This window comes from Methylobacterium sp. A54F (genome assembly GCF_053346035.1).
Genome location: NZ_JBKFBF010000005.1, coordinates 269,952 through 289,408, shown reverse-complemented (window position 1 = coordinate 289,408; position 19,457 = coordinate 269,952). Strand labels below are relative to the sequence as shown.

The 19,457-nt window shown below is 71.4% G+C and carries 18 protein-coding genes, 1 pseudogene and 1 riboswitch; of the genes and pseudogenes, 10 read left to right on the top strand and 9 right to left on the bottom strand.

Features of this window, described 5'->3' with window-relative positions; all coding sequences use genetic code 11:
• Nucleotides 1-24 precede the first annotated feature (24 nt).
• Nucleotides 25-381: pseudogene (locus ACLBXP_RS11000) on the top strand (PAS domain S-box protein); the annotation flags it as partial.
• 51 nt (nt 382-432) lie between these two features.
• On the top strand, nt 433-1,896 hold the full coding sequence (locus ACLBXP_RS10995; protein ID WP_447667740.1) for a methyl-accepting chemotaxis protein: 1,464 nt from the start codon (nt 433-435) through the stop codon (nt 1,894-1,896).
• Between the two features lie 110 nt (nt 1,897-2,006).
• A riboswitch (cobalamin riboswitch) is annotated at nt 2,007-2,201 on the top strand.
• A 469-nt stretch (nt 2,202-2,670) separates the two neighbouring features.
• Here ACLBXP_RS10995 and ACLBXP_RS10990 read toward each other — a convergent pair.
• The 6 genes from ACLBXP_RS10990 to ACLBXP_RS10965 form a co-directional block, all read right to left on the bottom strand.
• A complete protein-coding gene (locus tag ACLBXP_RS10990; RefSeq protein WP_447667686.1) occupies nt 2,671-3,270 on the bottom strand; it encodes a DUF938 domain-containing protein in 600 nt (199 codons plus the stop codon).
• A gap of 7 nt (nt 3,271-3,277) precedes the next feature.
• Nucleotides 3,278-3,901, bottom strand: a complete 624-nt coding sequence (locus ACLBXP_RS10985) for an AAA family ATPase (protein ID WP_447667685.1) — start codon at nt 3,899-3,901, stop codon at nt 3,278-3,280.
• Entirely contained in the window at nt 3,901-4,119 is a 219-nt protein-coding gene (locus ACLBXP_RS10980) for a hypothetical protein (protein ID WP_447667684.1), read from the bottom strand. Before ACLBXP_RS10980 ends, ACLBXP_RS10985 begins: the two co-directional genes overlap by 1 nt.
• A 7-nt stretch (nt 4,120-4,126) precedes the next feature.
• On the bottom strand, nt 4,127-6,574 hold the full coding sequence (gene gyrB / locus ACLBXP_RS10975) for a DNA topoisomerase (ATP-hydrolyzing) subunit B (RefSeq protein ID WP_447667683.1): 2,448 nt from the start codon (nt 6,572-6,574) through the stop codon (nt 4,127-4,129).
• A 223-nt stretch (nt 6,575-6,797) separates the two neighbouring features.
• Nucleotides 6,798-7,445 carry an MBL fold metallo-hydrolase gene (locus tag ACLBXP_RS10970; protein ID WP_447667682.1) on the bottom strand — a complete coding sequence of 216 codons (648 nt, stop codon included), beginning with the start codon at nt 7,443-7,445 and terminating at the stop codon, nt 6,798-6,800.
• A gap of 97 nt (nt 7,446-7,542) precedes the next feature.
• Nucleotides 7,543-9,210 carry an alpha-amylase family protein gene (locus ACLBXP_RS10965; RefSeq protein ID WP_447667681.1) on the bottom strand — a complete coding sequence of 556 codons (1,668 nt, stop codon included), beginning with the start codon at nt 9,208-9,210 and terminating at the stop codon, nt 7,543-7,545.
• Nucleotides 9,211-9,443: 233 nt separating this feature from the next.
• Between ACLBXP_RS10965 and ACLBXP_RS10960 the strand changes: the two genes are divergently transcribed.
• The 4 genes from ACLBXP_RS10960 (at nt 9,444) to ACLBXP_RS10945 (ending at nt 14,953) form a co-directional block, all read left to right on the top strand.
• The gene (locus tag ACLBXP_RS10960) at nt 9,444-9,932 is read left to right on the top strand and encodes a hypothetical protein (protein WP_447667680.1); all 489 of its coding nucleotides are present in this window, start codon (nt 9,444-9,446) and stop codon (nt 9,930-9,932) included.
• 32 nt (nt 9,933-9,964) lie between these two features.
• The gene (locus ACLBXP_RS10955; RefSeq protein ID WP_447667679.1) at nt 9,965-10,618 is read left to right on the top strand and encodes a hypothetical protein; all 654 of its coding nucleotides are present in this window, start codon (nt 9,965-9,967) and stop codon (nt 10,616-10,618) included.
• A gap of 124 nt (nt 10,619-10,742) precedes the next feature.
• Nucleotides 10,743-13,775 carry a penicillin-binding protein 1A gene (locus ACLBXP_RS10950; protein ID WP_447667678.1) on the top strand — a complete coding sequence of 1,011 codons (3,033 nt, stop codon included), beginning with the start codon at nt 10,743-10,745 and terminating at the stop codon, nt 13,773-13,775.
• 200 nt (nt 13,776-13,975) lie between these two features.
• On the top strand, nt 13,976-14,953 hold the full coding sequence (locus ACLBXP_RS10945; protein ID WP_447667739.1) for a hypothetical protein: 978 nt from the start codon (nt 13,976-13,978) through the stop codon (nt 14,951-14,953).
• Nucleotides 14,954-14,977: 24 nt separating this feature from the next.
• On the opposite strand, the gene ACLBXP_RS10940 is transcribed toward ACLBXP_RS10945, so the two are convergent.
• Nucleotides 14,978-15,208 carry a hypothetical protein gene (locus ACLBXP_RS10940; protein ID WP_447667677.1) on the bottom strand — a complete coding sequence of 77 codons (231 nt, stop codon included), beginning with the start codon at nt 15,206-15,208 and terminating at the stop codon, nt 14,978-14,980.
• A gap of 229 nt (nt 15,209-15,437) precedes the next feature.
• On the opposite strand from ACLBXP_RS10940, the gene ACLBXP_RS10935 reads away from it, so the two are divergent.
• On the top strand, nt 15,438-15,686 hold the full coding sequence (locus ACLBXP_RS10935; RefSeq protein ID WP_447667676.1) for a hypothetical protein: 249 nt from the start codon (nt 15,438-15,440) through the stop codon (nt 15,684-15,686).
• 171 nt (nt 15,687-15,857) lie between these two features.
• Nucleotides 15,858-16,511 carry a hypothetical protein gene (locus tag ACLBXP_RS10930; RefSeq protein WP_447667675.1) on the top strand — a complete coding sequence of 218 codons (654 nt, stop codon included), beginning with the start codon at nt 15,858-15,860 and terminating at the stop codon, nt 16,509-16,511.
• Between the two features lie 25 nt (nt 16,512-16,536).
• Here ACLBXP_RS10930 and trhA read toward each other — a convergent pair whose 3' ends face one another.
• Nucleotides 16,537-17,220, bottom strand: coding sequence for a PAQR family membrane homeostasis protein TrhA (gene trhA, locus ACLBXP_RS10925; protein ID WP_447667674.1), 684 nt, complete (start codon nt 17,218-17,220; stop codon nt 16,537-16,539).
• Nucleotides 17,221-17,430: 210 nt separating this feature from the next.
• On the bottom strand, nt 17,431-18,540 hold the full coding sequence (locus ACLBXP_RS10920; protein WP_447667673.1) for a COX15/CtaA family protein: 1,110 nt from the start codon (nt 18,538-18,540) through the stop codon (nt 17,431-17,433).
• Between the two features lie 226 nt (nt 18,541-18,766).
• Here ACLBXP_RS10920 and ACLBXP_RS10915 point away from each other — a divergent pair, with 226 nt between their 5' ends.
• Nucleotides 18,767-18,973, top strand: coding sequence for a DUF2842 domain-containing protein (locus ACLBXP_RS10915; protein WP_447667672.1), 207 nt, complete (start codon nt 18,767-18,769; stop codon nt 18,971-18,973).
• A gap of 94 nt (nt 18,974-19,067) precedes the next feature.
• Complete coding sequence (locus ACLBXP_RS10910; protein ID WP_447667671.1) at nt 19,068-19,457, top strand: hypothetical protein; 390 nt, start codon at nt 19,068-19,070, stop codon at nt 19,455-19,457.

Sequence of the window (19,457 nt, the reverse complement as noted above, 5' to 3'; positions counted from 1 at the left end):
GAGTCTCTGCCCCGGAGTGCAGTCGTGTCCTTCCTCAATGCCAGCCTTCATGCCCTCGTGCAGGCCGTCGACGCGGCGCAGTGCCGGATCGAGTTTTCCCTGGACGGGACGGTCGTCGCCGCCAATCGCGCCGCCATCGCCCTGACGGGCCACGAGGCCTCGGCCCTCATAGGCGTCGCGCACGACGCCCTGCTGCCGCCGGAGGAGCGCGGCGAGGCCGACCGTGCGTTCTGGGCGGCGCTCCGTGCCGGCGTCGTGCAGACCGGCCTCTTCCGGCGCATCACCCACGAGGGCCGCGAAGTCTTCCTCCAGGGCAGCTACAGCCTGGTTCTCGACCGACGGAACCGGCCCGCACGCGTGCTGCTGCTCGGCCTCGACGTCACCGCCGAAGTGGTCGAGCGGACGCGCCTCGCGGCGGAGCAGGCGGCGCGCATCGCCGCGCAGGCGGCGGAAGCGGCGGCGCTCGAAACCCTGCAGGCGGTCATCCGCTTCACGCCGGAGGGCATCATCACTGGCGCGAATGCGCTCTACCTCGACATGATGGGCTACGACCTCGAGGAGATCCGCGGGCGCCACCACGGCCTGTTCGCCACGCAGGCGGACCGGGAGAGCGGGGCTTATGCGGCCCTGTGGCACGATCTCTCCGCCGGCAGGCCGCGGTGCGGCGAGTTCCTGCGCATCGCCAAGGGGGGGCGCGACGTCTGGATCTGGTCGAACTACTGCCCGGTCATCGACGCCCGGGGGCAGGTAAGCGCGGTCGTCGCGCTCGTCTCCGACATCACCGAAGAGCGTCAGCGCTACGCCGCCTGCGAGGGCCAGATGGCCGCGATCGACCGCTCGCAGGCGGTCATCCGCTTCACGCCCGGCGGCGTCATCACCGAGGCCAACGCCAACTTCCTGACCCTGATGGGCTACGGCCTCGACGAGATCCGCGGACGCCATCACAGCGTGTTCGTCTCGCCCGCCGAGCGCGAGAGCGCGACCTACACGAACTTCTGGCAGGCGCTGGCAGGAGGCACCTTCCAGGCGGGCGAGTTCAAGCGCGTTGCCAAGGACGGGCGCGAGGTCTGGATCTACGGCTCCTACAACCCCGTCTTCGATCAGACCGGCAAGCTCTCCGGCGTGGTCAAGTTCGCGAGCGACGTCACCCAGCAGGTGGCCGACCGGATCCGCCGCGAGGCGGGCCAGCGCGCCATCGAGGCGGATCTCGGCAGCATCACCCTCGCGATGTCGGACGTGAACCTGCAGGCGATGCGCACCGCCGAGGCGGTGGCCCTCACCTCCGGCAACGTGCAGGCGGTGGCCGCCGGCACTGAGCAGTTCGCCTCCTCCATCACCGAACTGAGCCGGCACGCCGAGCACGCCAAGCTGGCCTCGGACCAGGCCGTGTCGCAAGCGACCGAAGCGCGCCGGATCATCTCCGGCCTGACCACGGCGGCGGAGCGCATCGGCGCTGTGGTCTCGGTGATCCGCTCGATCGCCGACCAGACGAACCTGCTGGCGCTCAACGCCACCATCGAGGCGGCGCGCGCCGGCCAGGCCGGGCGCGGCTTCGCGGTGGTTGCGGCGGAGGTCAAGGCGCTCGCCGGGCAGTCCTCCCGGGCCACCGAGGACATCGGCAAGCAGATCGCCGCCGTTCAGGAATCGACCGGGGCGGCGGTGCAGGCGATCTCGGCGATCGCCGACGCGATCGGCAACCTCAGCGAGATCTCGATGAGCGTGTCCTCCGCGGTGACCGAGCAGGCCGCGGTCACCCAGGAGATCTCCACTAACATGCAGACGGCCGCCGAAGGCGTCGCCGCCGTCGGCCGGAACATGGACGGCATCGCCATGGCGGCGGGCGCGGTCGACGAATCCGTCCAGAAGGTCACGGCAGCGGCCCGCGCCCTCGCTTGAGGGACGGCGAGCGTCCGGGCGGGCCGCGCGGGCCGGCACCCGCCCGTGGAGCACCTCCCCCACCCGGCGCCCGATGAACGGCGCTCGGTGGACGCCCGGCCCTCCCACGGCTCAGCTTCGCGCCTGACGGTTCCCGCGCGGGATCAATAGGGAATGCGGTGGGGGGCGACCCCGATTCCGCGGCTGCCCCCGCAACTGTGAGCGGCGAGCGCTCATCAGCACGGGACTGGGATTTGAGCTTGGAAGGACGATGAGAGGGGCCGCGACTTGGCTCCACGTCGATCCCCCGATAGGCGCGATCCTTGAGCGGCTTGACCGCAGCGGGCGCGCCAACCGCTGGCTGTTCGCGGCGTTCCACCGCCTCGACCTGCCCCTCCTGATCTCCCACGGTCCGGCCTGGGATCTCGCCGTGATCGCCCTGGCGCTGCCGGCGGCCCTGACCGGCCTCGTGATGGGCTGGCGTCGCCTCGGCGCGTCCCGTGGGAGGCGGATGCGGGCGGGCTGACCGTCCCGTAGATCGAAGACCCGGGGCTCGGCCGCCGGAGGTCGATGCCCATGCTCGGGGCCTGTTCCCAGGCGGAGGGCTCGTTCGCGGTTCCCTCAGGACGAAAAGGAGGGTGGGAGAACCGCCCCTCGTTCCCACCCGCGACCTCATCCTGATGCGCGCAGCGAAGCGCAGCCTCGAAGGAGCCCTCCAGATGGTGCCGCGATCGGTGGCGGTCTCCCCAGAGAGTCGTCGATAGGCGGGCCGTAGGTGTGAGCTGGCGCGGCCTCTCAGGCCTTCCGGAACACGAGCACGAGGTTGTTGGCCGGCATGGCGATGCGCGCGTTGGGGAGGAGGCCCCGGACCAGCGCCTCCGCGGCCACCGCCTCGCGGTCGCGCAGGCCCCAGGCGGGATCCTGCGCCCGCAGGCTCGCGTCGAAGGCGAGGTTGCTGGGCACAGTCGCCACCTCCGCCTCCCGGAACGGGCCGTAGAGCACGAGGGGCGCTCCCGGGGCGAGCAACCGGCCGGTGCCGTCCATCAGCCCCGGCGTCGCGGCCCAGGGCGCGATGTGGATCATGTTGATGCAGACGATCGCGTCCGCCGCCGGTACGGGCCAGTCCGCCGCTGCCGCGTCGAGGTGCAGCGGCGCGGCGAGGTTCGTCAGGCGCGCGGCGTCGCGGTGCGCCGCGATGCTGGCGAGCGCCTCCGGATCCGGGTCGCTCGGCAGCCAGGTGAGGGCCGGCAGCGCGCGGGCGAAGTGCACGGCGTGCTCGCCGGTGCCGCTCGCGACCTCGAGCACCGTGCCGGCCGCCGGCAGCACGCGGGCGAGCACCTCAAGGAGGGGCGCACGATTGCGCAGGGTGGCGGGCGCGTGGCGGGCGTCGGACATGGAGCCGTCAGGGCTCCGGGGCGAGGAGGCACGCGGGATCGAGACCCAGGGCCCGGCCCACGGGCCGTGCCAAGCGCTCGTGCAGCGGCCGTCCGGCGACCAGGGCGTTTTGCAGGATCGCGCGCCCGCGCACCTGAAGCAGGCGTTCCGGCTCTGCGCCCGTGTTGTCGTAGACGACTGATCCATCGGCGAGGGGGATGGCCTCGGCGAGGCGGTGGAAGGCGGTGGCATGGCGGCGGCGCACCGTCGCCTCGGGGATGTGATGGCCCCCCCGCGCAACCCGCTCGGCGATCCGCCGGATGTTGAGGAGCGGGTCTGCAAGCGCCACGAAGATCAGCCCGACCTCGTAGCCGTGCGTCCCAGCGCGCTGCATCAGGGCGAGCGCTTGCCGGCTGCTGAGGGTGGTCTCGTAGACGAAGTCGGCACGCTCCCGGAGCAGGGCGTCGAGCTGAGCCAGCACGGCCCGGCCGGCGGCGAGGGAGGCCCGCTCCGGCGCCTCGGGGTCCAGGCGGCGCGCGACCTCGTCCGCGTTCACGAAGGTGCCCAGGGGTCTCACAGCGTCGAAGAAGGTCGACTTACCCGCGCCGTTCGGACCGCCGAGGATTGTACAGCGCGGCGGCTCCGACTGCATCAGTCCTCGGCAGTGTAGGTCTCGATCACCACCTCGACGCCGTCGACAACGGCGACGCGCTGGCGCGTGCCGTCCGGCATGTGCCTGACGAGGCCGTCGCCGAGGGCTGGGTCCATGGCGTAGGCCGGCACACCAGCGCGGTGGGCCCGCGCAATAGCCGCCGCGCCCAGGGCGCGGATCGCCTCGGCGTTCTCCCGCAGTCTATCGAAGAGCATCATCGCCGCCTCACACGTCAAGGTTCGCCACGCTCAGCGCGTTCTCCTGGATGAACTCGCGGCGGGGCTCCACCACGTCGCCCATCAGCTTGACGAAGAGGTCGTCGGCGTCGGTCGTGTCCTTAACCTTCACCTGCAGGAGCGAGCGCACGTCGCGGTCGAGGGTGGTCTCCCAGAGCTGCTGGGCAGTCATCTCGCCCAGGCCCTTGTAGCGTTGGAGCTGCAGGCCCTTGCGGCCGAAGGCCATCACCGCCTCGAACAGGCCGACCGGCCCGAACAGCTCGGTCGCGTCGCCCTTGCGGGCGAGGGTCACCGGCTCGCCGTAGATCTCGCGCAGGCCGTCCGCGCGCTCCGCGAGTCGACGCGCCTCCTGCGAGGCGATCAGCGTCGCGTCGAGGGTCGAGACCTGGCGCACGCCCCGCAGCGTCCGGCTGAGGACGTAGCCGCCCTCGGACGCCTCGCCCTGCCAGCCCTGCTCGATCGCGTCGGCGATGCGGTCGAGGCGCCGCGCGGTCTGGTCCGCCAGCACCTCCGCCTCGTTCGCATCCTCCGCCGCCTCCGCCCGGAAGGCGCCCGCGATCACGGCCTGCTCCACGACCGCGCGGTCGTAGCGGGTGTGCAGGGCCTGCACGATGCCCCGGAAGGCGCGCGCCTCCTCGACGAGGGCCTTGAGCTGCTCGCCCTGGAACTCCACGCCGGAGGCGAGGCGCAGGCTCGCGCCCTCCACGCCCTGGTCGATCAGGTAGTCCTCGAGCGCCCGCTCGTCCTTGAGGTAGATCGCCTTGCGGCCGCGCTCAGCCTTGTAGAGGGGCGGCTGCGCGATGAAGAGGTGCCCCCGCTCGATCACCTCCGGCATCTGCCGGAAGAAGAAGGTCAGGAGCAGGGTGCGGATGTGCGAGCCGTCCACGTCCGCGTCGGTCATGATGATGATGCGGTGGTAGCGCAGCTTCTCGGGGTTGAAGCCCTCGCGGTCGGTCGAGGACCGCCCGATGCCGGCGCCGAGGGCGGTGATCAGCGTGCCGATCTCGGCGGAGGAGAGCATGCGGTCCGCCCGCACCCGCTCAACGTTGAGAATCTTTCCGCGCAGGGGCAGCACCGCCTGGAAGGTGCGGTCGCGGCCCTGCTTGGCCGAGCCGCCCGCGGAATCGCCCTCGACGAGGAGGATCTCGCACTTCGAGGGATCGCGTTCCTGGCAGTCGGCGAGCTTTCCGGGCAGGGAGGCGATGTCGAGGGCGCCCTTGCGGGTCACGGTCTCGCGGGCCTTGCGAGCCGCCTCGCGGGCGGAGGCCGCGAGCACCACCTTGCCGACGACGGAGCGCGCCTGCGCCGGGTTCTCCTCGAGCCAGTTCGAGAGGCCCTCGTTGAGCACGTTCTCGACGGCCGGGCGCACCTCGGAGGAGACGAGCTTGTCCTTCGTCTGCGAGGAGAATTTCGGGTCCGGCACCTGCACGGAGATGACCGCGGTGAGCCCCTCGCGGCAATCCTCGCCGGTGAGCGAGATCTTCTCCTTCTTGGTGATGCCGGTCGATTCCGCGTAGCCGGTGATCTGGCGGGTCAGGGCGGCCCGGAAGCCCGCCATGTGGGTGCCGCCGTCGCGCTGCGGGATGTTGTTGGTGAAGGGCAGGACGGTCTCGTTATACGCGTCGTTCCACCAGAAGGCGGCCTCGACGCGGATCCCGTCCCGCTCGGCACTCACCGTGACGGGCTTCGTCATGCCCTCGATGGGTTTGCGGGAGCGGTCGAGGTAGCGCACGAACGCCTCGATGCCGCCCTCGTAGCAGAGCTCCTCGCGCTTGTGCTCGGCGTGGCGGGCGTCGGTCAGCACGATGCGCACACCGGAATTGAGGAAGGCGAGCTCCCGGAGGCGCTTCTCCAGCGTGGGGTAGTCGAACTCCACCATCGTGAAGGTCTGGGGCGAGGGCAGGAAGGTCACCTCGGTGCCGCGCCGGCCGTTCGCGGGGCCGACCTCCTCCAGGGGCGCCACCGCGTCGCCGTGGCGGAACTCCATGCGGTGCTCGCGCTCGCCCCGCCAGATGCGCAGGCGCAGCACGGTCGAGAGGGCGTTCACCACCGAGACGCCGACGCCGTGCAGGCCGCCCGAGACCTTGTAGGAGTTCTGGTCGAACTTACCGCCGGCGTGCAGCTGGGTCATGATGACCTCGGCCGCCGAGACGCCCTCCTCCTTGTGGATGTCCACCGGGATGCCGCGGCCGTTGTCGGTCACCGTGCAGGAGCCGTCGGCGTTGAGGGTGACGGTCACGAGGTCGGCGTGGCCGGCGAGCGCCTCGTCGATGGCGTTGTCCACCACCTCGTAGACCATGTGGTGGAGGCCCGAACCGTCGTCGGTGTCGCCGATGTACATGCCCGGCCGCTTGCGCACGGCGTCGAGCCCCTTGAGCACCCGGATCGATTCAGCGCCGTAGCTCTCGGCGCCCAGACTCTGCGGATTGTCGGCCATGAAGTTCCTCGGGCAGGCGGGACTGACTTGCGGGGGCTTGTCGGGATGGTTCCGCGCCTCACGGGCGCCCGCGCCTGCGATTCGTCTCAACCCGCCTGATATAGGGGTTCCGCCTTGAGATTACATCGTTTCCGGGCGCGCAGGCGCGCACCCGGAGCCTGTTCTGGCGGCTTCGCCTTAAGGAGGCGTTAGGGCTGGCGGCCGCGCGTGCCGGCCTTCCGTCTCAGCCCTGCAGGAACGGGTTCGACACCCGCTCCTCGCCGAGCGTCCCGGTCGGGCCGTGGCCGGGAATGAAGGCCACGTCGTCGCCGAGGGGCAGCACCTTCTCGCGGATCGCGCGGATCAGCTGCTCGTGGTTGCCGCCCGGCAGGTCGGTGCGCCCGACCGAGCCCTTGAACACCACGTCGCCGACGAGGGCGAAGCGGGCGTCCCGGCTCACGAACACCACGCTGCCCGGCGAATGGCCGGGGGCGTGGAGGATGTCGAAGGTCAGGCCGCCCACCGTCACCGCGTCGCCATCGACGAGCCAGCGGTCCGGCGTCACCGCGCGGGCGCCGGGGAGGCCGTAGCCGGCGCCGGTCTCGGGCAGCGCGTCGAGGAGGAAGCGGTCGGCCTCGTGCGGGCCCTCGATGGGCACGCCACCCAGGCGCTCCCGGAGTTCCGCGGCGCCCCCCGCATGGTCGATATGGCCGTGGGTGAGCAGGATCTTCTCGATGCGGATCCCCTGCTCGGCGATCGCCGCCTCGATCCGGTCGAGGTCGCCGCCGGGATCGACCACGGCGCCGGTCCGGCTCTCGTCGTCCCAGATCAGCGTGCAGTTCTGCTGGAAGGGCGTGACCGGGATGATCCCGGCGCGGGGCGTGGCTGGCATCGCGCGTCCGTTCGGCTGCTGGCGTGAGGGAATCCGCGTCCCGTCCGGGACGCCGTGGGCCCCTTCTAGACCGGATCGGGCACGGCGCGCACGCCCCTCAGGCGGGCCGACGCTTCAGGAGCGCGTCGAGGTGGCCGACGCGGAACCAGTGGTAGCCGTAGCCTTCGAGGTAGAGGCAGTGGCGCCCGTCCGCCTCGGCCTCGCTCTGCTTGCCGGTGAGGAGGTCGATGAGGAGCAGGCCCTCGGGCGCCGGGATGCCGGTGGCGAGGTGCACCTCCACGGGCCGTGCCGCGAGGTTGTGCACGCACAGGACCGCGTTGCCGCGCCAGTCGTAGCGCAGCGCCAGCACGCCGGGCTCCCCGGCATCGAGGGCGGTCACGTCGCCCCAGCCGATCTCCGGCGTCTCCTTGCGCTGGCGGATCACGCTCTGCATCCAGGCGAGCAGCGAGTCTCGGTCGTGGCGCTGCTGGGCCACGTTGACGTGCTCGTAGGAATAGGGCCCGGAGGCGATCACCGGCATCACCGGGCGGGGGTTGCGGCTGAAGCCGCCGTTCGTCTCGGCGGTCCACTGCATCGGCGTGCGGGCGCAGTCCCGCTCCTTCAGGTCGAGGTCGTCGCCCATGCCGATCTCGTCGCCGTAGCGCAGCACCGGCGTGCCGGGCAGCGAGAACATCAGCGCGTAGGCGAGGCGGATGCGGCGGGGGTCGCCGTCGAGCATCGGGGCGAAGCGGCGGCGGATGCCGCGGTCGTAGAGCTGCATGGACTTGTCGGGCCCGAAAGCCCCGAACACCGCGCGGCGCTGCGCCTCGGTGAGGCGGCCGAGGTCGAGCTCGTCGTGATTGCGCAGGAAGATGCCCCATTGGCAGGAGGCCGGGCGCGGCTTCGTGCGGGCGATCGCCTTGGCAAGCGGCCGCGCGTCGGCGGCCGCGAGCGCGTAGAAGGTCGCCTGGTTGACCTGGAAGTTGAACATCATGTGCATGCGGTCGGCGTCGTCGCCGAAATAGTCGAGGTCCTGCTTGGGCAGGATGTTGGCCTCGGCCAGGATGATGGCGTCGCCCTTGCGCCATTGCAGGAACTCGCGGAAGTCGCGCAGCATGTCGAACTGCTCCCGCGGCTCGCCCTTCACGTCGGCGCCCTTCTGCGCGATCACGAACGGCACCGCGTCCATCCGGAAACCCGAGACCCCGAGCTCGATCCAGAAGCCCATGATCTTCAGGATCTCGGCCTGCACCGCCGGGTTCGCGGTGTTGAGGTCGGGCTGGAAGTCGAAGAAGCGGTGGAAGTACCAGGCCTTGGCCTTCGCGTCGTAGGTCCAGGTGGTCTTCTGCACGCCGGGGAAGACCATGCCCTCGTCGGCGGTGGCGGGCCGCTCCTTCGACCAGACGTACCAGTCGCGGTGGGGCGAGGCCGGATCGGAGCGCGCGGACTGGAACCAGGGGTGCCGGTCCGAGGTGTGGTTGACCACGAGGTCGATGAGCACCCGCAGGCCCCGCTGCTTGGCCGCGTGCGCGAAGGCCACGAAGTCGCCGAGCGAGCCGTAGGCGGGGTCGACCCCGTAATAGTCCGAGATGTCGTAGCCGCCGTCGCGCTTCGGCGAGGGCTGGAACGGCATCAGCCAGACCGCCGTGGCGCCGAGCCCCTGGATGTAGTCGAGCCGTCGCTCGAGACCCGCGAAATCACCGATTCCGTCGCCGTCGGCATCCATGAAGGTGCCCACCGACAGGCAATAGATCACCGCGTTCTTATACCAGAGATCATTGATCATGCGGTTGATAAAACCTTCGGTTGTCTCGACCGGGCCGCGCCTCCAACGTTTCAGCCCGCGGAAGCGTTGCGGGCAGCGCGTGCAGGGACGTGGCTATTAAGCGTCGCCCGCCAAAAAGGATTGCGTCGATCTCGGATCGCGGCGGCGAAAGCTTGACTATAGGCCCGTATGCCGGTGTCAGTCTCACCTGCAACGATCGGCGCAATTGCCGCGACGCTTGGGGGGTAGAGGTCATGAGGAACGTGCTGTTCGGAGCCGCGCTGCTGGCAGTGCTGGCAGGGCCGGCCTTCGCCAAGAACTTTGCCATTCCGGCGAACAATCCGGCCCTGACCCTGTCGATCCCGGACAAGTGGAAGCCCGACGAGATCCAGTATGGGTACGGCGCCAAGTCACCGGACGGCGACGTGTTTTTCTCCGTTGAGTACGCCTCGAAGAGCCGCTTCGACCGGATGATGAAGGAGAACGAGAAGTGGATGCGTGAGAACGAGATCGACGACAAGGTCGAGCCCACCGAGAAGGACGTGGACTTCAACGGCAAGCCCGGCAAGCTCTTCCGCTTCGACACCACGGACGGCAACGGCAAGACCATCGTCGACTTCATCGTCGTCAAGGGCAACGACAACACCGCCATCCTGATCACCCTGTGGGCCTCCGAGGAGGAGCGCCAGGCGAACAAGGCGGACATCAACGCCATCATGAGCAGCATCCGGCCGATCCAGTGAGTGCGCGGGGAGAGACGACGGGAGGGACGACCATGGCGATGCACAGGACTATCGGCCTGCCGCTGGCGGGGCTGGCGCTGGCGGCGCTGCTCGGGAGCGGGCCGGCCCGGGCTGCCGACAGCGACCTCTGGATGGGGACGACCAAGAAGGCCGCCCCCGCCCCTACACCCGCGCCCGCACCTGCACCGGTGGCCGGCGGGTCCCGCGAGGCCACGGTGGCCGATCTGGAGGCCGCCGAGCGCGCGGTCGACGCGGCCGAGCGCGCCCTCGCGGAGGTGCAGGACCGCCTGCCCTTCGGCGTGCGCAACGTGACCTTCGTCAACCGCAAGGCGGAGGCGTTCCGCAACATCGACCGGCGCTCGACCAACGTGTTCGCGCCCGGCGAGCCGCTCCTCACCTACATCGAGCCCCTCGGCTACGGGGTGCGGGAGAAGGACGGCGGCTACAACTTCGGCATGACGATGGACTTCCGCGTCCGCACGGCCGCCGGCGAGGTGGTGGCCGGCAAGGACGCCTACAACAGCGTCGACCTAAACCCGCAGAAGCGCCGGGTCCCGTTCTACGTGGATCTCAGCCTCAACCTGACCGGCGCACCGCCCGGCGACTACGTGCTCGTCTACACCCTGCACGACGCGGTGAGCGGCAAGACCACGAGCTTCGAGCAGCCGTTCACGATCAGGGGATAGGCGCGGCCGCCCCGGCAGGCTCCTTAAAACAGCCGCGTTGTGCACCGCATGTTCAGGCGTGCGGGCGCACAAACTTCGGGCCCGCGCGTCTCATGCTCAAGCGTGCCGGTGCCCGAAGGGCTCGATGAACACCATCCTGATCAAGCTGTTCGCGACCGCGCTCACCCTCAGCCAGGTCACCACCCGGCCGGAGGACGTGAAGACGCGCTTCGACCCCGCCACGGACGGGCCGCAGGTGGTGCAGATCCTGCGCGACGGCTGCGCCCACATGCGCAAGGCCTTCGACATCGAGGACATCAACCTCGACGAATTGATCACCACCGCCATGGAGGACCCGAGCGCGGTGGCGGGCGCGGACGCGCCGAAGATCCTCCACGGGCTCGATCTGGCCGAGCTCAACACGAGCTACCGCCAGTTCTGCAAGGGCGAGGCGCCCAAGGACTCGCCCTTCGACGCCGCCGAGGTGATCGCCTTCTACAACAAGGCGACCACCGACCTGCCCACCGCCGAGGCCCTGCGCGACAAGGCGCTGCCCGGCATGACGCAGATCCTCGACAACGCGGGCAAGCCCTTCGCGGAGACCTTCGAGGCGAACGGGCGCCGCCTCGCGGTGCCGATCGAGAGCGTACCGCCCCTCGTCCGGCAGGCCTTCATCGCGGCCGAGGACAAGCGCTTCGAGAGCCACCGCGGCATCGACGAGCGCGGCGTCATCCGCGCCTTCATCGGCAACCTCGCCTCCCCGGGGCGGCCGCAGGGCGGCTCCACCATCACCCAGCAGGTGGTGAAGAACCTCTCGGTCGGCGACGACGTCACCTACGAGCGCAAGATCCGCGAGATGATCGTGGCGGCCCGCCTCGAGCGCATTCTGACGAAGCCGCAGATCCTCGGGCTCTACCTCAACGGCATCTATCTCGGCCGCGGCGCCTACGGGATCGAGATGGCCGCGCGCAGCTACTTCGGGAAGCCGGTCTCCGCCCTCACCCTGCCCGAGGCGGCGCTCCTCGCCGGCATGCCGAAGGGCCCGAACTACTACAGCCCCGACAAGTACCCGGACCGGGCCCGGGAGCGCCGGGCCTACGTGCTGTCCCGCCTCAAGGAGCAGGGCACCATCACGGAGGCCGAGATGGCCGCCGCCGTCGGCGCGGATCTCGGCCTCAAGCCGATCGAGACCGCCCGGCGCGATTCCGGCTTCTACGTGGTGGATCACCTCAACCGCGAGGCCCGGACCTTCGCGGGCGTCGAGGCCCTCACGGCCGCCTCCTACACGGTGCGCTCGACGATCAACGCCGGTCTCCAGCGGGCGGTCGAGGCGGCGCTGCAGGACGGGCTCGCGGGCTACGAGCGTGCGACCGGGCGGCAGGTCTGGTCGGGCCCGGAGCTGAACCTCGCCGAGAGCGTCCGGCGCATCGCGGCAACCCAACCGTCCGAGGCCGCGCCCACTGCGGATGCGGCGGCACCGGCGCCAACCCGCCCGGCGGCCAACAGTGCGTCCAAGACGGGAAGCGGTAAGGCGGCCGGCCGATCCGCTCAGGCCGTCGCCGCGAAGGCTGGTCCGAAGCCCGCCTGGCTGCGGGCGCTCGAAGGCGCCCGGCCTGTCCTCTACGACGTCCACTGGCCGCTGGCGGTGGTGCTGGAGACGGGGCGCAACGGCGTCCGCGTCGGCCTGCCGGACGGGCGGGTGGCCGCCCTCGACCCCGGGCCCGCCCGGGGCAAGCTCCAGCCCTACGACGCGGTGCGGGTGAAGCTGCGGGAGGGCAAGGGCGCGCCGCGTGCCGAGATCCGGATGCGCCCGGCCGTGCAGGGCGCGGCCCTGGTCCTCGAGAACCGCACCGGCCGGATCCTCGCGATGAGCGGCGGCTTCTCCTACCCGGTGAGCCAGCTCAACCGGGTGACCCAGGCGGTGCGCCAGCCGGGCTCGACCCTGAAGCCGCTCACCTACCTCGCGGCCCTCAACGCCGGCCTGCAGCCCAACACCCTGGTGATGGACTCGGCCGTGACGCTTCCGCCGATCGGCGGGGTCGGGGATTCCTGGTCGCCCAAGAACTACGACGGCGGCGGCGCCGGGCCCACCACCCTGCGGCGGGGGCTGGAGTTCTCGAAGAACCTCGTCACCGCCCGCCTCCTGCAGGGCGGCATCGCCGAGAAGGCGCCCCAGAGCCTCAAGCGCGTCTGCGACATCGCGCTCGAGGCGCAGATCTACGCCGAGTGCGAGCCCTACTACCCGTTCGTGCTGGGGGCCCAGCCGGTGCGGATGCTCGACCTCGCCGGCTTCTACGCCGCGGTGGCGAACGAGGGCGCCCGGCCGGCGCCCTACGCCCTCGAGGCGGTGGAGCGCGACGGCAAGGCGCTCTACACGCACAGCCCCCGCGAGCCCGCCCGGATCGGCTCGGCCGACCGCGTCGCCTTCTACCAGCTCAAGACCATGCTGCAGGGCGTGACGAACCACGGCACCGCCGCCGCGCTGGCACGCGTCTCGCAATTCGTCGCGGGCAAGACCGGGACCTCGGAGAACGAGAACGACGCCTGGTTCGCGGGCTTCACCAACGAGATCACCGTCGTGGTCTGGGTCGGCTACGACAATGCCGACGGCACCCGGCGGACGCTAGGGCGCGGCCAGACCGGTGGCCACCTCTCGGTGCCGATCGCTGGCAGCATCTTCCAGGCCGCCTGGGCGAACGGCGTGGCGCGCACGCCCCTCAGCCAGCCCTCCCCGGAGGCGCGACAGCACCTCGTCGACCTGCCGATCGACGCGCGCAGTGGGCAGCGCACGGCGGGCGGCGGTTTCCTGGAGCATTTCCGGACGGGCGGCGACGGCCGCATGGCCGACACCCAGTTCCGCCTCGTGCCCCGCGAGACCCTCTACGCCATGCGGCCCGATGCCGAGGACGGCGACCTCGCCGGCCGGGAGGAAGGTGCCGACGTGAATGGCGACTTCTACGGCAACATGACCGGGAACCGCGCGCCGGACGCGGACCTGTTCGACCCGTTCGGCGAGCGCCGCCAGGCGCCGCAGCGCAGCCGGCGCGCGCAGGGCGACCTCGACGGCTACCGGGCCTGGCCCGGGCAGACCGACCGCTCGCCCTTCGGGGACGAGGACTGGCCGCGGCCCCGCCGCCGCGATCCGGACTACCTGTTCGGCGACGATCCCCGCTACTGACCCGGCGCCCACCCCTCGCCTCCCCCGACCCCGCGCGGCGCGCTCTCGGGGCGGAGCGCGCCGCCGCGCCCCCGAGCCGCATCCGACTTCTCCTTCAGGCAGGTTCCATCGTGCGGATCCCCCCCTCGCAACGCCTCGCCCTCGCCCTCGCCCTCGCGACGGCCGGTGCCCTTCCGGCTCGGGCGCAGGAGACCCGCAACATGGCGCCGCCGCCGGCCGCCGCGGAGCGCGTCCGCGACGTGCCCTCGGTGACGGCGGTGGATCCGGCGACGCTCAAGCCCGGCACGGTCCTGTTCAGCGACCGGCGCGACAAGCCCGCCTCCCCCGAGAGCGGCCTCGTGCCCTACCTCGACTGGCAGCGCGCGCGGCCCGCCGAGGCCGCGGCGCTCGCCCCCTACCCGGGCTACAAGGAGCCCGACTACGTGCAGACCGTGAACGGGGTGGCCAAGCCGCGGCACGAGACCCTGAAGGTCTACGTGGCGGAGGGCCGCTTCGTGGTGGCGCGACCCCCGGAGGCGATCGACCTGCGGGACTTCGCGAACCTCGCCTTTGTCCAGCGCATGGACCCGCAGATCCGGCACAAGGCGCTGGGTCCCGCCGAGGTGACGCCCACCAAGGATCCGGCCGCCGCCTTCGCGCGGCGCCCCGATCGGCCCTGGTGCGGGGAGCCGGGCGCCACCTGCATCGAGTCGCGCTACGACCTCGAGGGCAAGCTGCCCCTCGGGGTCAAGCTCGCCAACAAGCTGGAGGAAGGGGGGGCGAAGAAGATCGCCGAGTTCGTCTCCTTCCAGAGCGAACTGCGCATCCTGTCCCCGGCGGAGGCCGCGGGGCTCGCGGGCCTCACGAAGGTCGATACCCCAGTGACGGGCGGGCTCGAGCAGACGATCTTCTGGGTCAACCAGATCCTGCGCTTCGGCAAGTTCCTGGCCGTCCTCCAGCCGATGCCCGGCGACCCGACGCGGACCGTGGTGACGACCTACATGGCGCTCGCCATCAAGGCGGACGTGCTCGACCGCAAGGCCGAGTATGCCCGCGTGCCGGTGCTCAAGAACCTGCTGCCCGTGCAGGTGCTGATGGGCAATTCGAGCTTCAACACGGGCAGCTCGATCAGCGCCGGGCTGCCGACCTACGCCCGCAACCGCATCACGGCCTTCGCGGACGCCCTGGCCAAGCGCTGAGGCGGGGCGCCTGCCCCGCCCCGGTCAGTACCCGCGGTTGGCGATCGACGGCAGCGAGGGCTGCGTGTAGGCGCGGTTCACGTCACGGCGGCTCTGGGTGCCGTTGGTGTCGTTCGAGCGGCGATAGTTGTCGGCGCTGAAGGTCTCGGCGAAGCCGCTGCGGCTGTCGGGGCCCTCGACGCTGCTGCAGGCGGCAAGGCTCTGGGCCAGCAGCGCGGCGAGGCTCGCGGCGGCAAGGAGTCGGATCGGGCGCATGGCGGTACTCTCGGATCGCGGTCGGTCGGGCCCCGAGGTGCTGCCGGGGGCACCGCCCCGTCAAGCGCCCCTCACCGGCGCGTGAACCGGTTCGGGGCAAGGTGAGGCCGGGCCGCCACGGAAAACTCACCAATCCGCGGCATCGGCGCATCGGCCGGCGGCCAATCGTGTGGAGGACCCCCGGCGGGGTCTGGCGAATCCGCGCCGCTTCGGGACACAATCTGCGCCGATGAGCAACGTCCTGACCTTCCGCCAGCGCCAGCCCGCCGCGCAGCTTGCCCGCTGCGAGGTCGTGGCCGTCGCGGGCGATCTCCTCGGCCTCCTCGAGCAGCTCGAGGACGTCAGCGCCCGCGCCGCCGCCATGGGCCGCCCGAGCCTGGAGGTCCAGCGGACAGTGCAGCACCTCCTCGACGCGGTGACCGCGGTGGAGCGTGCCCTCGACTGCATTGGCGAGGGCGACGAGGCGGCCCCGGCCTGAGCCGGTTTCAGGGGCGCGCACGGTACAACTTTTGGTCACATCCTCCCCGGAACTGTCCCGGTTAACCTGCCGTTAAAAGTGGGACGCGCCGCCGCAGGTGCCCGCCGCACCGCTTCCGTGCGGACCCCGGGCCGGACTTGCGCGTCGCCCGCGCTTTCCGGAGGGGACGAGATGTCAGAGATCCATGCCCGTCGCGCGCCGCGCCGCGCCCTGTTCACGGCGGCGGCGGCCGGCCTCCTGCTCGGCACGGCCGTGCACGGCGCGGCCGCCCAGGACGCCCTCGGCGGCCTGCTCGGCCAGCTCTTCGGAGCCCCTCAGGCAGCGCCGCAGCCGGTCCCGCAATTCGCCCCGGTGCCCGGTTACGCCCCGGACGCCTACCGCGCCCGCCGCGCCGGCAAGCCCCGCCTGAGGACGCGCTACGCCGCCCTGCCGAAATCCGAGCCCCTCGCGATCCGCGTCACGGACCGCCAGAAGCCCCTCGACATGAAGGCCGGTGCCGCCGCGGCCCTGATGCGGGACGAGACCCTGAGGCCGGGCGACATCGTGGTGCTGAAGGACGGCGCGCGGGTGTTCTCCGGTTCCGCGCGGGACAAGGTGCACGCGATGCGCGACTTCGAGCCCGCGGAGCGCTCGCCCTACCTTGACCGCAAGACCCGCCGCCTGCTTGCCGCGATGATCACGCCCGTGGGCGCGCTGCCGGCCGAGGAGGCACGGCGCATGATCGCCCGCCTCAAGCGCAACGCGCCCGCGAAGATCGATGCTGCCGAGCCGGCCGCGGAGCAGGTGGCGGTGCGGGTCATCAATCCCTGGACAACGAACCCCTGAGGCCCCACGGCGCGGGATCGCGCCGTCAGGCGCCAGTCGCGCCCGAGAGGCTCGCCCAGACCGTGCCGTAATGGCAGGCGGTGGCGACGAGCACGAAGGCGTGCCAGATCGCGTTCTGGAAGGGCAGCGTCCGCCAGACGTGGAAGACGACGCCGACCGAGTAGAGCAGCCCGCCGATGGCGAGGAGCCACAGGGCGGTGGGCTGCAGGGCCGCGATCACCGACTCGTAGGCCAGGAGACCGCTCCAGCCGAGCAGCAGGTAGAGGCCGATCGACAGCCGGTCGTAGCGGCCGGGCAGCAGGAGCTTGACGGCGATCCCGATGCCGGCGACCAGCCAGATGAAGGCGAGCAGCGCCCAGGCGGACCAGCCCGTGCCGACCAGCGCCACGAGCGGCGTGTAGGTGCCGGCGATCATCAGGTAGATCAGGGCGTGGTCGGCCCGTCGCAGGAGCCACTTCCGGGGGCAGACCGGATAGAGGTTGTAGGTCGCGGAGACCGCCAGCATCGAGACCATCGCGGTGGCGTAGACGACGACCGCCACCCGGCTCTCCCAGGCGAGGTGGGCGGTGGCGGCCAGCGCGATCAGGGTGACGGCGCCCGCTAGACCCAGCACCACCCCAACGCAATGGACCACACCGTCGGCCATCATCTCACGGCGGGTGTAGTTCCAACTTACCGACAGCGGTCGTCCATCCTCTGCCAGGAACATCTCTGCCTCCTGCAACGTGCTGACCTTAAGCTTTTCGAGCCAAAGTCGTTCCGCGCGAAGACTGCGGATCGGACGCTTATCCCCGTCATTTCGCTGTCATGGTGAAATCTGTTGCTGTGCAGAATGCGTGTTTGCAAAGCAACAACGCCCGGTATCGGGCATCGGCCTGTACTAATTTCGGACTATGCAAGCTTGAGGCCGCGTCGGCATTCAGGGCCGCGAGCCCGCCAGGGCCTCGAACCCGAACGGCACCGCGGTGCCGCCGCGCTGCGGTACGACGGCCGCCGGCAGGCCGCGGCCGAGGCGCGCATGCACCACCGCCATGGTGAGCACCGCCATCGCGAAGACCTGATGCGCGAGGGCGGCCCAGAGCGGCACACCGAGGAGCAGGGTCGCGATGCCGAGGCCGGCCTGCGCGAGCGTCAGCGCGGCGATGCCGGTGGCCCGCCGGGCGGTGCCGCTGCGGGGCACCGCCCGCCTAGCGTCGAAGGCGTGCAGGAGGGCCGCCAGCACGATCAGGTAGGCGGTGAGCCGGTGGTTGAACTGCACGAGGGCATCGTTGTCGATGAAGTTCTCGATCCAGGGCTTGACCGCGAACAGGCTCTCGACGGGCGGGACGAGGTCGCCGTTCATGGTGGGCCAGGTGTTGTAGACGAGGCCCGCATGCGAGCCCGCCACCAGGCCCCCGAGGAAGATCTGCACGAGCACCAGCACCGGCAGGGCGTAGGCGCTCCGCCGCAGCCGCGCCGGGGCTGCCGGCACCGCGTCGCGGCGCTCGCCGGCGGCCAGCCAGACGAGGCCGGCCAGGATCAGGCTCGCGGTGGTGAGATGCAGCGCGAGCTTCAGGGGCGCCACCGCCGTCATGCCCGGCTGGAGGCCCGAGGCGACCATGATCCAGCCGATCGCCCCCTGCAGGCCCCCGAGGATCCCGAGCCCGAGGAGGCCGAGGCCCAGGCGGCGGCCGAGCCGGCCCCGCCACCAGAACCAGACCAGTGGCAGGAAGAAGACCAGCCCGACGATCCGGCCGAGCAGCCGGTGCCCCCACTCCCAGGCGTAGAGAACCTTGAAGTCGGACAGGCCCAGGCCCTGGTTCAGGATCTGGTACTGGGGGGTGCCCTTGTAGCGGTCGAACTCCGCCGCCCAGGCCTCGGCGGAGAGCGGCGGCACCACTCCGGTGACCGGGCGCCACTCCGTGATGGACAGGCCCGAGCCCGTCAGCCGCGTCGCCCCGCCGACCGCCACCATCGCCACCACCAGGGCGGCCAGGAGGTAGAGCCAGGTGCGGACCGGATTGCGGGGTGCCCGGGCGGCTGTCGTCATGCTGTCCTCGCCTCGGCGGGCGTCGGGCACCCGCTCAAACTCCCGGAGGGCGTAGACAAGCCCGCACGGCACGGCAACGCACGCTGGTGCCGCAGCCGCCGGCGGTTGCCAACCGGCGCGCGGCCCCTTAGCCCTCGCGGGACCGCCGGACGGCCCGGAGCCGTCCGGCACCCGGCGGGCGGCTCGGGAGTCCGCCGCCCCGCACCAACCACCGGAGCCCGGCCCGATGCGCCGCCGCACCCGCACCCTCGTCGGGACGATCACGATCCTGGCCGTCGTCATCGTCTACGCGCCCCTCGCGATGGCGCTGGCCGACAGCCGCATCTCGCAGGCCCCCGCGCTGGTGCAGACGATCGCCTACTGCATCCTCGGCATCGCCTGGATCTTCCCCCTGATGCCGCTGATCCGGTGGATGGAGCGGCCGGATCCCTGAGCGGGCGCGCGAAACCCTCGTTTTCGCCGCACTCCGGGGCGAGAAGCGGCCGAACCCCGCTCGCTCACCCGCTTCCGAGTGCCGCCGCCGCCTCATGCCCCGCTCCTCGCCGCGCCGTCTCGGCCTCGTCCTGCTGCTCGTCCTCGCGCCCGCCGCCGCGGCCGCCGAGGCTGCGCCGCGCTCGATGGCCGAGTGCGAGCGTCTGAAGAACGATCTCGCCTACAACCAGTGCCTGGCGATGTTCGGGCCGGCCGCGAAGAACATCGCGGGCGGCGGGGCGGACGGGGCGCCGATGGCGGCACCCGCGGCGGCGGCCACCACGGCCAACGCGGCGACGTCGATCCCGGAGGCTGAGGACCTCGTGCCGGAGCTCGGCAGAAGCCGGCGCGGGCGTCACCGCTACGGGCGCCGCGGGCGGCAGAGCGCGAGCTTCACGGTGGGCGGCGAGGGCAGCGGCTCCTACCGCCGGCGCCGGCGGCGCTGA